The organism is Desulfonatronum parangueonense (assembly GCF_054656975.1).
Genome location: NZ_BAAHXH010000003.1, coordinates 1,724,708 through 1,738,320 on the forward strand (window position 1 = coordinate 1,724,708; position 13,613 = coordinate 1,738,320).

General features: G+C 57.2%; 11 protein-coding genes and 1 pseudogene. 5 read left to right on the top strand and 7 right to left on the bottom strand.

All coding sequences use genetic code 11. The features are described 5' to 3' along the window. Nucleotides 1–62 precede the first annotated feature (62 nt). From truA to ACYQ15_RS07930, 4 genes are read right to left on the bottom strand one after another with little or no spacing between them, the layout of a single operon-like run. A complete protein-coding gene (gene truA / locus ACYQ15_RS07915) occupies nucleotides 63–953 on the bottom strand; it encodes a tRNA pseudouridine(38-40) synthase TruA (protein WP_459936981.1) in 891 nt (296 codons plus the stop codon). Between the two features lie 9 nt (nucleotides 954–962). Beyond that, nucleotides 963–1,616, bottom strand: a complete 654-nt coding sequence (locus ACYQ15_RS07920) for a MotE family protein (protein ID WP_459936982.1) — start codon at nucleotides 1,614–1,616, stop codon at nucleotides 963–965. Then, nucleotides 1,573–2,016: a flagellar export protein FliJ gene (gene fliJ / locus ACYQ15_RS07925; protein ID WP_459936983.1), complete on the bottom strand. Its 444-nt coding sequence runs from the start codon at nucleotides 2,014–2,016 to the stop codon at nucleotides 1,573–1,575. Before fliJ ends, ACYQ15_RS07920 begins: the two co-directional genes overlap by 44 nt. A 4-nt stretch (nucleotides 2,017–2,020) precedes the next feature. Next, entirely contained in the window at nucleotides 2,021–2,761 is a 741-nt protein-coding gene (locus ACYQ15_RS07930; protein ID WP_459936984.1) for an adenosylcobinamide-GDP ribazoletransferase, read from the bottom strand. A 187-nt stretch (nucleotides 2,762–2,948) separates the two neighbouring features. Between ACYQ15_RS07930 and nifU the strand changes: the two genes are divergently transcribed. From nifU to ACYQ15_RS07950, 4 genes are all read left to right on the top strand, one after another. Next, nucleotides 2,949–3,794 (top strand): Fe-S cluster assembly protein NifU, encoded by an 846-nt coding sequence (gene nifU, locus ACYQ15_RS07935; RefSeq protein WP_459936985.1) that lies wholly within the window; start codon nucleotides 2,949–2,951, stop codon nucleotides 3,792–3,794. Beyond that, nucleotides 3,791–4,972 (top strand): cysteine desulfurase NifS, encoded by a 1,182-nt coding sequence (gene nifS, locus ACYQ15_RS07940; protein ID WP_459936986.1) that lies wholly within the window; start codon nucleotides 3,791–3,793, stop codon nucleotides 4,970–4,972. Before nifU ends, nifS begins: the two co-directional genes overlap by 4 nt. 14 nt (nucleotides 4,973–4,986) lie before the next feature. Further along, entirely contained in the window at nucleotides 4,987–5,925 is a 939-nt protein-coding gene (epsC, locus tag ACYQ15_RS07945; protein WP_459936987.1) for a serine O-acetyltransferase EpsC, read from the top strand. A gap of 221 nt (nucleotides 5,926–6,146) precedes the next feature. Further along, nucleotides 6,147–6,653 (top strand): FmdB family zinc ribbon protein, encoded by a 507-nt coding sequence (locus ACYQ15_RS07950; protein WP_459936988.1) that lies wholly within the window; start codon nucleotides 6,147–6,149, stop codon nucleotides 6,651–6,653. A gap of 104 nt (nucleotides 6,654–6,757) precedes the next feature. Here the strand turns inward: ACYQ15_RS07950 and ACYQ15_RS07955 are convergent, their stop codons facing one another. The 3 genes and pseudogenes from ACYQ15_RS07955 to ACYQ15_RS07965 all read right to left on the bottom strand — a co-directional run bounded on the left by ACYQ15_RS07955 (nucleotide 6,758) and on the right by ACYQ15_RS07965 (nucleotide 9,988). Then, complete coding sequence (locus ACYQ15_RS07955; RefSeq protein ID WP_459936989.1) at nucleotides 6,758–7,585, bottom strand: SAM hydrolase/SAM-dependent halogenase family protein; 828 nt, start codon at nucleotides 7,583–7,585, stop codon at nucleotides 6,758–6,760. Between the two features lie 184 nt (nucleotides 7,586–7,769). Continuing rightward, a pseudogene (locus ACYQ15_RS07960) lies at nucleotides 7,770–9,037 on the bottom strand (ISAzo13-like element transposase-related protein). A gap of 75 nt (nucleotides 9,038–9,112) precedes the next feature. After that, the gene (locus tag ACYQ15_RS07965; protein WP_459936990.1) at nucleotides 9,113–9,988 is read right to left on the bottom strand and encodes a YitT family protein; all 876 of its coding nucleotides are present in this window, start codon (nucleotides 9,986–9,988) and stop codon (nucleotides 9,113–9,115) included. A 445-nt stretch (nucleotides 9,989–10,433) separates the two neighbouring features. Between ACYQ15_RS07965 and glmS the strand changes: the two genes are divergently transcribed. Beyond that, nucleotides 10,434–12,257 carry a glutamine--fructose-6-phosphate transaminase (isomerizing) gene (glmS, locus tag ACYQ15_RS07970; protein ID WP_459936991.1) on the top strand — a complete coding sequence of 608 codons (1,824 nt, stop codon included), beginning with the start codon at nucleotides 10,434–10,436 and terminating at the stop codon, nucleotides 12,255–12,257. The last annotated feature ends 1,356 nt before the right edge of the window (nucleotides 12,258–13,613 follow it).

Genomic DNA, 13,613 nt, shown 5'->3' on the forward strand with positions numbered 1-13,613 from the left:
CATGCAACTTCCTTGACTCGCCAGTCTTTCCTTCATCGGAATATGCAGCTCATGGGAAATCCCTACAGATCCTCGCTGGAGGCTGGGTACTCCACCTGTTCCAGGCACAGTCCCCGCGCCGGGGCGGTGGCCGGCGCCGAAGCCCGCGATCCCTGTTGGAGTATCGCGTCCACCTGGGCAGGACTCAACTTGCCTTTGCCCACCATGACCAAACAGCCCATCATGTTCCGGACCATCTGCTTCAAAAAGCCATCCGCCGAAAAAAACCATACCGTTTCATGCTGTCTCACACCTCTCTCGGGATGAACGTCAAGGACCGTGCGCACCGTGCTGCGGACCGGGGTGCCCTGGTTCTGAAACGCGGCCCAGTCCCTGCGCCCGACCAGGTGCTTTGCGGCCTGAACCATGGCATCCGTATCCAGACAACCGACCGGCCAGACGAAGGCCCTGCGTTGGGGCAGGATGTATGCCGGCTCAGTCCACAAGGTGTAGCTGTAGGTTTTGCGAACCGCATCAAAGCGGGCATGGAAGGAATCGGGAACGGTCTGAACACCGACAACGCAGACATCCGGCGGCAACAAGGCGTTCAGGGCGCGGTGCCATGGCAGATTGGCACGCTCGGCCGGCACCAGGACGTGGGCCACCTGGCCCAGGGCATGAACCCCGGCATCGGTCCTGCCGGCTCCATGCACCCGCACGGCCCGGCCCGCCAATTGAGCAAAAGCCTCTTCAAGGCAGCCCTGTACCGTTCGAGTTCCGTCCTGAAGCTGCCAGCCGTGAAAATCCGTTCCCACGTAGGCCAACTGGAGCTTCAGCCGGATTGTGGGTTTGTCGGGCTTGTTGAGTTTATTGAGTTTGTTGGGTTTGGTGGGATTGGTGGGGTTGTTGGGTTCATTGGGTGCCGCGGTGGTTTCGTATTCTTCGCGCGCAGGCTGTTCATTGCAGCTATGCATTGCAGATGGTCATTGCAATGGAATATGAATCCGGGTCAAGGCCTCGGTCAATCTGGCAGCCCTTTCCGCATCAACGAAGGAAAGTACTTCACCGGCATTGCGGCCTCGCATTCCAGACAGAATTTTGACGGCCACGGGTTCTTCCAGGGCCTCCAGCGCCCTGGCCGCCTCCCGGGGCTTCATGTTCGAGTAGACGTCCACAAGGTGTTTGATTTTGCCGTCCCGAAGCACGTCGGCCTCGTCAAGCATGGCCTGGATCCGATTTTCCAGTTGCTGCAATCGGTTCAGCTTGGCATCCACCTCCCGCTCCAGGGCATGAAGCGCCTGTTCCTTGCGCTGCAACTCCTCCTGACGGCGGCGCAGGTTCTGCCACTCTTCGGAAAGATTGCCCTGGTCGGCGAATTGCTGAGCACCCACTTGTTGAGGATCCCCCCCCTGCTGCGCCACATCCCAGGCTCCGGGGATATCCGTTGCCGGGAGCTGGGCATACGCCGGGGACGGAGCAACAAGAGCCGCCTGGGCCACGGACTTTCCCTGATAATCAGCAGGCTGTATCCCGCTCCATACCGCCAGGCAAACGAGCTTGGTCAAGCTGAGCACGGCCACGGCCGCAAGCAGACTAGATACCTTTATATTGGTGCCGAAGGGCTGCCATTTCGTCAAGTTCTTTTTGTTCCGTGTTTTTTTCTTGTTCATAATAATCCAGGGCCTTTCTGTTGCGCAGGCGCTCCAAAATCTTGGCATCCTTTGATCGTTGAATCAGTTCGCCACGGCAGGCGGCAACTCGAGCGGCCAGTTTCTGCAGTTGACGCTCTTCCCGAGCAATCTCTTGCAAGAGGTGTTCCCTGTGCTGGTTCCATAGCCAGAACTGGGCTGTGGACAACAGCCGTCGGCTCTGCAATTGGGAAACGGCTTCCTCCAGCTTGCGACGCATGTCGTCGATTTTCCGGGCCTGGGCCTGATAATTTTTCTGGGCCGCAACCAGCTCCAGCCGGGCAGTATCCACAAGTTGGCGCCTGTAGTCCAGAACGTGCTCCAACGAAAAATGAAACTGCTTGCGCACTCTCCTATCCTCCAATCATCCAGGAGGCAAATACGCTTAATTCGCCCCAGACAATGGCCGTTCCCAAAAAGTCGCCATTCAGCCCGCCTTGTGAACGGGCAATGCGATTCAGGACTACGATCCCGCCGAGACACAGCGCCGCGGCCGGCAACAACATATTCCACGGCACGAAAAACAGCCCCAGGATGATTGTTTGCCCCAATACAAAAAGCACACTCCGCCAGGTAACGGCGTTCAAAAAAAGACCCGCCAGTCCGGGACGATGCAATTCCCTGGCCTGCCACGCCAGGAGAACAGCGGCGCTTCGCCCCAGGACCGGCGCCCAGATCAGCACCCCCCATTGCCCGGCTTCAACAATATCCCGCACCATCACCAGAAAGCCGGCCAGGCCCATGAACAGCCCCATGCCCCCGAATGCCCCCATCCGGCTGTCCTTGATCACCTCCCAGAATCGCTCCCCCCGGGCCCCGCTGCCCAAGGCATCGCACAAGTCCGCCCAGCCGTCCCAATGCAGCCCGCGGGTGATGTACATCGCGAATCCGAGCCAGATCCAGGCCTGAACCCATGGCTTTCCTGCCGCGAGTCCGAGCATGAGAGGAAGGGCAAGCAGGAGTCCCAAACACAGGCCCACAAGAGGAAACCAGCGCATGCTGCGTCCCAGTTCGTCGTTGTCCGCAAGCAGTGCCGGAGCCCACCGCGTCAAAAAGCCGGCGGCCAGGAGGAATTCTTTGAGATGCTTCGGCAATCGGACCTCGTTTTCATGACATTCGTTTTTTTTGCCTCTGGGACCGCCGTGACTACCGTTTCCCTCTTCTGCTTTCAACCTGAACTGCATCAAAATTCACGAGGATATGAATGTTGAACCCGGAGTGTAAAAAGCATAGATTTATTTTTTGAACAAAATTTGAACACTTTTTTCCAGGAGTCCAGCCATGTGGGATTACACCGACAAAGTGCGCGACCATTTTCTCAACCCCAGAAATGCCGGGCCCATGGAAGATCCTACCGTGGTGGGCGAGGTGGGCAGTCTGGCCTGCGGGGACGCGCTCAAGCTTTTCCTGAAGATCGATCCATCCGGCCGAATCACCGACGCCACGTTCCAGACCTTCGGCTGCGCCAGCGCCATCGCCTCCAGCTCCGTGCTCACGGAACTGCTCAAGGGCAAGACCGTGGAAGAGGCCGCGGCCATCACCAACAAGGAAATCGCCACGGAACTGGGCGGCCTGCCCCGGGAAAAGATGCACTGCTCGGTCATGGGACAGGAAGCCCTGGAATCGGCATTGAAGCGGTATCGGGGAGAACTGGAACCGCTGGCCAAGCCCGAAGGGGAGATCGTCTGCAAATGTTTCGGGGTCACGGACGTCCAGATTCGCCGGGCCATCACCGAGAACAACCTGACCACCGTCGAGGAAATCACGGATTTTACCAAGGCCGGAGGCGGGTGCGGCGAGTGCGTCCTGGACCTGGAGCGAATCCTGGCCGAAACCCGGGGCACGGAGCCGGTCACGGCCAAGCCGGAAAAGGCCAAAAAGAAACTGAGCAACCTCCAGCGCATGCAGCTGGTGACCAAGGTCATCGATGAGGAGATCCGGCCCAGCCTGAAAAAGGATCGCGGCGACATCGAGCTTCTGGACATCGAGGGGACACGAGTGCTCGTCTCCATGCGCGGGGCCTGCGCCGGCTGCCCCTCCAGCCAGTTGACCATCAAGGAACTGGTCCAGCGCCGGTTGCGCGATGCCGTGGATCAGGAAATCATCGTCGAGGAGGTGCGCTCATGAAGGAAATCTACCTGGACAACAATGCGACGACCATGGTCGCGCCGGAAGTCCTGGAGGCCATGCTGCCCTATCTGCGGGAGAATTACGGCAACGCCTCGAGCATGCACGGCTTCGGGGGCAAGGTGGGCAAGGAGATCTCTCAGGCCCGGGAACAGACGGCCCAGGCTCTGGGCTGCGCCCCCGAAGAGATCATCTTCACTTCCTGCGGCACGGAAAGCGACAATACCGCCATTTTCTCCGCGGTCCGATCCCAGCCCGAAAAGCGGCATGTCGTGACCACCCGGGTGGAGCATCCGGCGGTTTTGAACGTGACCAGTCACCTGGAAATCGCCGGGTACGAGATTACCAGCCTCAAGGTGGACGAGCAGGGGCGGCTGGACCTGCTGGAACTGGAGGACAGCCTGCGCCCGGACACGGCCCTGGTTTCCGTGATGCACGCCAACAATGAAAACGGCGTCGTGTTTCCCCTGGAACGGATCGCCGAAATCGTCAAAAGTCGCGGCATTCTGCTGCATACGGACGCGGTGCAGACCGTGGGCAAGCTGCCCATTGATCTGAACAAGCTGGCCGTGGATTTCCTGGCCCTTTCCGCGCACAAGGTGCATGGCCCCAAGGGGGTCGGCGCGCTTTTCGTGCGCCGCGGCGTCCCCTTTCGTCCCTTCATGCTCGGCGGACACCAGGAAAAAGGCCGCCGGGCCGGGACGGAAAACGTGGCCGGCATCGTCGCCCTGGGCAAAGCCATGGAAATGGCCCAGGCAGGCATCGAAGATGAGAATTCGCGGGTCAAGACACTTCGGGACCGCCTGGAGAACACGATCATGGAAACCATCCCGGATGTGCGGCGCAACGGCGACCCGGAAAACCGTCTCCCGAACACGTCCAGCCTGGCTTTCAAGTACATCGAGGGTGAATCCATCCTGCTCATGCTGGACCAGTTCGGCATCTGCGCCAGTTCCGGTTCGGCCTGCACCTCGGGCAGCCTGGAGCCTTCCCATGTCCTGCGGGCCATGGGCGTGCCCTTCACCTATGCCCACGGCTCCATCCGCTTCAGCCTGAGCCGGTACACCACGGATCAGGAAATCGATCTTGTCCTGCGGGAACTGCCCGGGATCGTTTCCAGGCTGCGGGCCATGTCCCCGTTCACCGAAGACAGAGCCGGGCAGGACTGTGCGTGCTGAACAGGGAGGACTCCATGAACAAGCCAATCATGCTGGATTTACGCGTCGCCCCTCTGAAAGACGTCGTCCGCCAACTCTGTGAGCCGGAATCCTGCCGTGAAGTCTGCCGAGCGCCGATGCATGATCAGCCCATGCCGTCGATTCCCGTGCTCACGGAAATCGTGGACCAGCTCAAGGGCATTCTATTCCCCGGATATTTCGGCGATTCCGAAGTCACACCGGATTCCCTGACCTACTACATCGGAGCGGGGCTGGACCGGGTCTACAGACTGCTCATCGAGCAGATCAAGCGCGGGTACTGTTTCCTGTGCCGGTTCAACGGAGAGGAAAACTGCGACGACTGCCAGGAAGTGGCCGTGGATTTGGCCACCAAGTTCATCACCATCCTGCCCCGCATCCGCGGGCTTCTGGCCACGGACGTCCAGGCCGCCATGGCCGGCGACCCGGCGGCCAAAACTCCAGGGGAAATCATCTTCAGCTACCCCAGCATCACGGCCCTGACCCATTACCGGATCGCCCACGAACTCTATCATCTCGGCGTGGACATGATTCCCCGGATCATCTGCGAAATGGCCCATTCCAAAACCGGAATCGACATTCATCCCGGCGCCGAGATCGGCACCCATTTCTTCATTGATCATGGAACCGGCACGGTCATCGGCGAGACCAGCATCATCGGCAACAATGTCCGGCTGTATCAGGGCGTCACCCTGGGCGCGAAAAGCTTCCCCAAGGATGCCTCCGGTCAGATCATCAAAGGCCTGCCCCGCCACCCGGTGATCGAGGACGACGTGATCATCTATTCCGGCGCGACGATTCTGGGCCGGGTGACCATCGGCAAGGGGTCGGTCATCGGCGGCAACGTGTGGGTCACGGAAAGCGTGCCGCCGGGATCGCGGATCCTGCAGCAACGTCCCAGCTCACAGTTGTTCAGCGGGGGCGAGGGTATCTGAGTAATAGTGCAATGGCGGATCAGAACTTCATCAACATTTTCAGTAACTATTCAGCAACTAGAGAAAAAGGCCTGGATAGCGGTAGCGCCGGCCTCCGCCGGTATGACTGACGTGGAAACGCGTTGCTCCAACATGTCATTCCGGCGACAGCCGGAATACAGTGCGCGTTTATGACCATACCTATGATTTGCTGAGTAGTTGCCATTTTCACGGAGTACAACATGCCCCTGTACGAATTCTATTGCCGGGACTGCCATACCATCTACAATTTCTTTTCGCCGCGGATCAACACGGAAAAGCGTCCCAACTGCCCGAAATGCGCCCGGCCTGAGCTGGAGCGCCAGGTTTCCGTCTTTGCCATCTCCAAAAACCGCTCCGATGACGGCGGAGCCGACGGCCCAGACGGCATGCCGGATCTTTCGGGACTGGACGAAGCCAAGCTGGAGCGGGCCATGGCCATGATGGCCAGGGAAGCCGAAGGCATGGACGAGGATGATCCACGCCAGGCAGCGCAGTTGATGCGCAAGCTGTGCGACGTGACGGGAATGAACTTCGGCGAGGGCATGGAAGAGGCCCTCGCCCGGATGGAAGCCGGAGAGGATCCGGAACAGGTGGAGGCGGAAATGGGAGACATGTTCGAAAACATGGACTTCAGCCCCAGTGGAGCCAAAAAACTGCGCCGCGCCCTGCGGCCGCCGGCCCAGGACGAGACCATCTACAATCTTTAGTTTCATCCGGAAACAAAAGAGTTTCCGAATGGAAACTCTTTAGCAACCTGATCCCCGTGACCTTGTCTGCGTCTGCAGCGAAGCGGACGGTTCAAATGCCTTGGTCAGCTCGTCCGGAACACGATCCGGGTTCGCGGCCCCAGGCCCAGCAACTGGGCCGCGCTGCCCTGGTTCACGGCCAGCTCCCAGTAGCCCTGGCTGCCGGCCAATATTCCGAAACTCCCCTGCCCGAGTTCCCCGTATGTCCTGACCAGGGTCAGGGGCTGAAGCAGGGGCCGGAGCAGTTCCACTCCCGCCAGGAGTTCCGCCGGCCATTTTTCCAATGCGAGATTGAGCAGGCAGTTCCCGAAACGGTCCACGTGCAGCACATGGGCCTGAATCTCGCGGCCATCCCGGTCGGCCCGGGCCCATTCCGGCCGAACCAGGTCCGCCGGATCCAAGGCCGCCCCCAGATCTTCGGGCCTTCCTCCCCGGGCCAGTTCCGCGGCCAGGGGCATCAGGACGTCCCGGCCATGAAACGTATTCGAGACCTCTCGCCCGGCCTGAAGATTCCCTCCTAAGGCAAACTCCCACGCCTGAATCCCATCACCGCCATCCAGCAGTAAAGCCGCCAAGCCGTTGTCCGGACATAACAACATGCGTCCGTTCCGGCGGATCATGACCAGCCGGCGTGCCGTGCCCACTCCCGGATCGACCACGCCGACGAAAATCGTTCCCTCTGGAAAATGCGGCCAACTGGCAGCCAGATAGAACGCTCCCTGCAAAATGTCGAAAGGCCGCACCTGATGGCTGACGTCCACGACCACGGCCTCGGGCGTCAATCCGGCCAGGACCCCTTTCATCTGCCCCACATAGGTATCGTCCAGCCCGAAGTCCGTAAGCAGGGCAATGACCGGTTTGATCAGGGATGCGTGCTTTTGGCGGCTATCCATCTTTAATGACTTACTCCTGAAGTCCTGTCAGAAAAAAAAGAAAATTCGGCAGGATTTCATTTCTTCTTTTTCCTCACGCAAAGTTCGCAAAGTGCACGGGGAGACATAATATTCTCCGGCGTAGCCGGTAAAAATCATTAGTGCTCTGCGCCTTTGCGCCTCTGCGTGAGGGGTATAGAAAATACTAATTTACCGTTTTTGGCTGGATGAGGATATCGTACAGTGAGAATTTTGAGGAGCGCTTCAAACGTTGCTCAAGGGCTGCCTTCTCCTTTCTGCAAAGAGTGACACCTTTTTCATAAACACTGCTCATCAGATTCACCGTGGCACGAAAACCTTTCCAAACAAAATTAGCGGTTCTGTTTATAACAGCTATTGGCGTATCCAACAGGTAACCATTCCATGATTTTTCAAGCCCAGCCCAATAGCGCTCAATTGCATTGTACTTGCTATGATAAGGCGGATAGTAAGTGAGCCGGACAGTGAGTTGTGTCATGTCGGCAAACTCAACCATGCGTAACAAAAACTGACTGCGGCGCCCACTGCACTCCGGACCGTTGTCCATATTGACCACAAGATTTGTCACTTTTGAAAAATGCTGCTTTGCCTTATTTTCATTCCACCAAAGCAGAAGCCCATCAACCATAAAATCGCTAGTTTTGTTGCTGTCGGTGTAAAAAATGAAGGCTTTGCCAGTCACTGGTTCAAGAATGCCGCCAGGAACAAGTTTTTCCTTGGTGTACATGTCATGATCCAATGCCTTGACGGCCTTAAGGCCACGGGACTGACCTCTTCTTGAATATTCGCCAACATGGACGGTCGCTTTCGTATCCATACTGATTCGCAACGTTGCAGGGTCCGCATCGGCCATCATATTCACCTCCCTGACGTTTGCGAAGATCGCATCGGTATCTGCCGTTTTTTTTTAACCTTTGTCTTTTCAACTGTGCGTAACCGATAACCGTGGCGCTCCAAAATGTTAGAAATTGTCCGCATGGTCGGCAATGCCTCTTCAGACCAGCCCTTTTCCAGCAAAGCGCCATATACTGTTTTTGCCGTCATGTTCGTATACAACAGCGTTGTTCGTAAATGTGATTCGGATTGGCAGTGAGGCTCCATGATTTCACGAATATCAGCAAGCAATTCAGGTTCTCTCTCCTCTGCCTTGGGCCTTTTCCGAGTAGAGATGTCATTCAAACATAAAAGCCCCGTTCGAAGTTCGTTCATGCCTAATTCGACCACGGAACGTCCCCAGCCAAATGCTTCTTCGGCGGCACGATGCTTGCCTTTGAGGAGCGATAAGGTCACATCTGCCATTGCTTGCCGTCGCAGGGGCCAAGGGATTAAGTTAACCAGGCGAGAGATTAAGGGTACGACTTGTTCAGGAACCTTGTTTTGTGTCAACGTCGATGTCTTCATGCATTGCACCTCTTTGGTTGAGATTGGTTGCATGAAAACATCATAAACGGTAATTTAGTATTTTCCAAGTCCCTGAGAACATTCTTTGGGTTGCGGGCTTGGCCCGCGTCAGTACACCTTGCGTTGGGAAAAACCCTTGCCGATCACGTTGAGGGTGTTTTCCTCGATGGTGAAGGCATTGGGGTCGATGGTGAAGATGATCTCCTCCAACCGTTTGAGCTGCAAGCTGTTCACGATGGTCAACAGAATCTTCTTGCGCTTGCCCGTATAGGCTCCGCGGCCGTAGATGAAGGTGGACCCGCGGTTGATGGTGTTCAGAATCGCCTTGGCCAGTTCATCGGGTTTTTCCGAAACGACGAGCACCATCTTGCGCTGGTTGAACAGGCCCAGAAAATAATCCATGACCATGGCGTTCACGAAGACCAGGAACACTGAATAAAGTATCTGCTCCAGACCGATGAAAAAGAGGCCTCCGGAAAACAGAACCAGATTGAAGGCAAAGGAGAACTTGCCGATGCCGATGTTGAAACGTTGATTCAGGTAGACGGATATGATGTCCAGCCCCCCCAGGGAGCCAAGGGAGCGCAGGGCTATTCCCGCGCCGGCGCCCATGATGGCCCCGGCCGTCAAGGCGGAAAGCAGAGCGTCATTGATCACCAGCACCCAGGGGATCAGGTCCATGAAAAGACTGGTCAGCAGGGTTCCGTAGAGACTGTAGAAGAAAAAGCGCCGGCTGACATAGATCCATCCCAGAATGAAGATGGGCACGTTCAGGGCAAGATACCAGATTCCCGGCGGCAGCAATCCCACGACATAATAGAGGATCAGGCCGGTGCCGGTCACCCCGCCGCTGATGAATTCCTGCGGAATGGCCACTGTCTTGGCGCCGAAGGAAAAGATCAACGCACCCAGGGTGATCAACATCATGTTCCAGGGTACGGAGAAAGATAGATTCCGAAATATCTTCATTCTATTTTCGGCCATGGATCCTGCCTTTTGTGCGGAACGGTTCTTGCTGCTTTCGACCTTTTAGATCACGCCCGCATCATGTTTCTGATAAACTCGGACATGAGAGATTGCATTGCAAGAAATAGTCACTGATGAAGAATGTATCCCAATATTTATCCATGAGATCCTCCGGAAGGCAACATGTCGCGGATGACTTTTCGGAAGACTGAGGCTAGGAGGAATTCATGTCATCCAGTGGAAGTCATGTTCAATTCCGCGGGCGTGGAAAGATTCCGGGGAAAAGCGCCTCCGGGGCCTGCTCGTGACGCCGCAAACCTGCTCCCGGACAACACGCTCCCGGTTCAGTCAGACTCAATGCAAGTCGCGCGTGGTATTTCAAGAAAACGGAAAATCAGACAGCCTGATACACCGTCCATAATTCGAGATCTCTATCTCATCAACCCATCAGAAGGACTGTCACATGTGCGGAATCATCGGCTATGCGGGGCATCGACCGGCCGTTCCCGTGATCATCGAGGGACTCAAACGCATGGAATATCGCGGCTATGATTCGGCCGGCGTGGCCTTTGCCCAGCAAAACCAGCTTCATATTATCCGGGCAGAGGGCAAGCTGTGTCAACTCGAAGACCGCCTTAACGGATGCGACGTATTCCACGCCACCACGGCTCTGGGCCACACCCGCTGGGCCACGCACGGCCTGCCCGTGGAACGCAACGCCCATCCCCACCGGGATGCCAGCGGACGCCTGGCCCTGGTGCACAACGGGATCATCGAGAATTATCAATCCCTGAGGGAGATGCTCAAAGGCAAGGGACGGACCTTTCTCTCGGATACGGATTCGGAAGTCCTGGTCCAGCTCATCGCCGAACTCAGAACCCCGGACACCTCCCTGCGCCAAGCCTTCAGCCAGGCTTTGAGCCAGGTCGAAGGCACCTATGCCGTGGCCCTGATCGACCTGGACGATCCGAACCGGATCTGGGCCGCCCGCAAATCCAGTCCGCTGCTGTTGGGCGTGGGCGTGGGGGAGAATTTCGTCGCCTCGGACATCCCCGCATTCCTGGCATACACTCGAGATGTCGTCTTTCTGGAGGACAACGAACTGGTGGAACTGGATCCGTTTTCCTGGCAGGTTTTCAACGCGTCCACGCTGGAGCCGCTGGAAAAGAAGATCAACAACATCACCTGGGATTTTCAGTCCGCGCAAAAAGGCGGTTATCGCCACTTCATGCTCAAGGAAATCTTCGAGCAACCCACGGTGATCACCAATTGCCTGGCCGGACGGGTGGACGCCAAAACCCGAACAGTGTGCCTGCCTGAACTGGATGCCCTGGAAATTCCGGAACAGATCCAGATCGTGGCCTGCGGCACCTCCTACCATGCCGGACTGTGGGGGCAGCACCTTCTGGAATCCTGGGCAAAAATACCGGTACGCGTGGAAATCGCCTCGGAATTCCGCTACCGTAACCCCATCTTCAAGCCCTCGGACGTGATCCTGGCCATCAGTCAATCCGGGGAGACGGCGGATACGCTTGCCGGCATGCGCCTGGCCAAGGAAAACGGAGTCAGGGTTCTGGGTCTGTGCAACGTCGTCGGCTCCAGCGTTTCCCGCGAGGCGGATACCACGATCTTCACCCAGGCCGGCCCGGAGATCAGCGTGGCCTCGACCAAAGCCATGTGCAGCCAACTGGTCCTGCTGACCCTGCTGGCCCTGTATTGGGGCCGGCGCAAGCAGACCCTGCCCGCGGACGTGGAATCATCAATCCTCACCGGCCTGCTCGGCCTGCCCCAGATCCTCGAGGCGGAACTGCCGCTGCTACGCGGCAAGGCCCAGGAGTTGGCGCCGGAATACAGCACGGCCCGCAGCTTCTTCTATCTCGGCCGGGGCATGTCCTTTCCCCTGGCTCTGGAAGGCGCCCTGAAACTGAAGGAAATCTCCTACATCCACGCCGAAGGCTATGCGGCCGGCGAGATGAAGCACGGCCCCATCGCCCTGATCGAACCGGAATTTCCCACCTTTGCCCTGGCCATGAACGACGCCCTGCTCCCCAAGACCATTTCCAACCTGGAGGAAGTGCAGGCCCGCAACGGCAACGTCATCGCTCTCTGCCATCCGGGGTTCGATCTCAAAGTGAACCATGCCTGGGAAATCCCCAATGTCCAGGGTCCCCTGAGCACCTTCCTGGCCCTCCCCGCCCTGCAGCTCTTCGCCTATGAAATGGCCGTCTATCTCGGCAAGGACGTGGATCAGCCCCGAAATTTGGCAAAAAGTGTCACGGTTGAATGAACGTAACCTAACAATATATTATTATATTTTTTTGTATCTACTCAGCTACCTCATTGGGCTTGTTCATGCTGCGTAAGTTGCCTGCCGAAACGGAGTGGGTGGAGTTCAAGCATAACCGGCCGAGCCGGAAAAGATCGGCGAGTATCTATCGGCTCTGGCCAATTCGGCGGCGCTTTTGGACAAGGTCAATGCCTACATGGTCTAGAGCGTGGACTACGAACCTCTCGATATCGTAATGAAATGTGTGGCCAATGGATTTCATTTTCGCCCATTTTCGCATGTTTTTGCCAATGAGCGAAGGATGACCCGTGAACAGAACAACCGACACCAGAGAAAAAGGCCTGGAATCGATTATCGTCACCTCCCTCGTGAGGGAGGTCGGATAGGTTCAGGGCGATCCGCGGCCCCGTGCCCACCAGCGGCAGCGGGCTGGTCGTTGAACGCCTTAATGATGTTGCACAACTGATCCCAACTTCGGTTCCGGCTTGCGCCACGCAGGCCTGCAACGGCAACGTAATCGCCCTCTGCCATCCGGGGTTCGATCTCAAAGTCGAACCTGCCTTGGAAATTCTCAATTTCCAGGGCCCCCTGAGCACCTTCCTGGCCCTTCCGGCCGCGACCGGGCATTTCCATGGGCGCGACCGTCTTTCATCTTGGCGATCCTGGAATCCGGATCAATCGACGACTCCCAATCCTTGTTGGAAAGCTTCTTTCCTTCCAGTTCTTGTCCATCCGGACCGAGTCTTCCGTTGTGGGCGTCTCAACGCCGCTCTCCTTGGCCATCTTGGAAAGCATCTGCCTGAAGTTTTTCTCCCGTATCCCAACGGGCGATCGTCCAAGGTGGATTAGCTTCCATGGTCGTGGCATCCACACCGATCCTCCCACCCAGCATCAAGTCGACTTTGGCTATCTTCTTCAGAACCCAGATAGAAATCTTGTCATGTGCTTCAAGCAGAAGCCTGTTTCGAGTCCGGCTCAAGGACGAATGGTCGGGACGGACTCGGCAGTCTTGAGCTGCAGAAGTTCACGCAAAACAACGAATCCGCGCAATGCAAATCAAGGCCTCGCTCGTTGTCGATGCCCTCGAATACCCAACCAGGTGCATGCGGAAATACGTAATTGCTCAAAAAGATCGGGCGATGAAGTTCCCTGTGCAAGGATATTCCATCGACGCGGAGTTTCGTGAGAAAGCTACGGGGGCCATGCTCCAGCCGGAACTTTGCCCTGAGTGCGTTACACCTTTGCCGCACTGGGGTGCGGTGCTCCCAGGATTTATCCCGTTGTTTGCAACAAGTTTTTGAGCAGTTACGGAAATACCGTCCACGAGGAATCGAAAATATGGAACGATCCCTCCAG

Coding starts and splice junctions, on each gene's coding strand:
- glmS (WP_459936991.1), top strand. CDS start 10,434: ATGTGCGGAATCATCGGCTATGCGGGGCATCGACCGGCCGTTCCCGTG.
- ACYQ15_RS07950 (WP_459936988.1), top strand. CDS start 6,147: ATGCCCCTGTACGAATTCTATTGCCGGGACTGCCATACCATCTACAAT.
- nifS (WP_459936986.1), top strand. CDS start 3,791: ATGAAGGAAATCTACCTGGACAACAATGCGACGACCATGGTCGCGCCG.
- ACYQ15_RS07965 (WP_459936990.1), bottom strand. CDS start 9,988: ATGGCCGAAAATAGAATGAAGATATTTCGGAATCTATCTTTCTCCGTA.
- ACYQ15_RS07955 (WP_459936989.1), bottom strand. CDS start 7,585: ATGGATAGCCGCCAAAAGCACGCATCCCTGATCAAACCGGTCATTGCC.
- nifU (WP_459936985.1), top strand. CDS start 2,949: ATGTGGGATTACACCGACAAAGTGCGCGACCATTTTCTCAACCCCAGA.
- epsC (WP_459936987.1), top strand. CDS start 4,987: ATGAACAAGCCAATCATGCTGGATTTACGCGTCGCCCCTCTGAAAGAC.
- truA (WP_459936981.1), bottom strand. CDS start 953: ATGCATAGCTGCAATGAACAGCCTGCGCGCGAAGAATACGAAACCACC.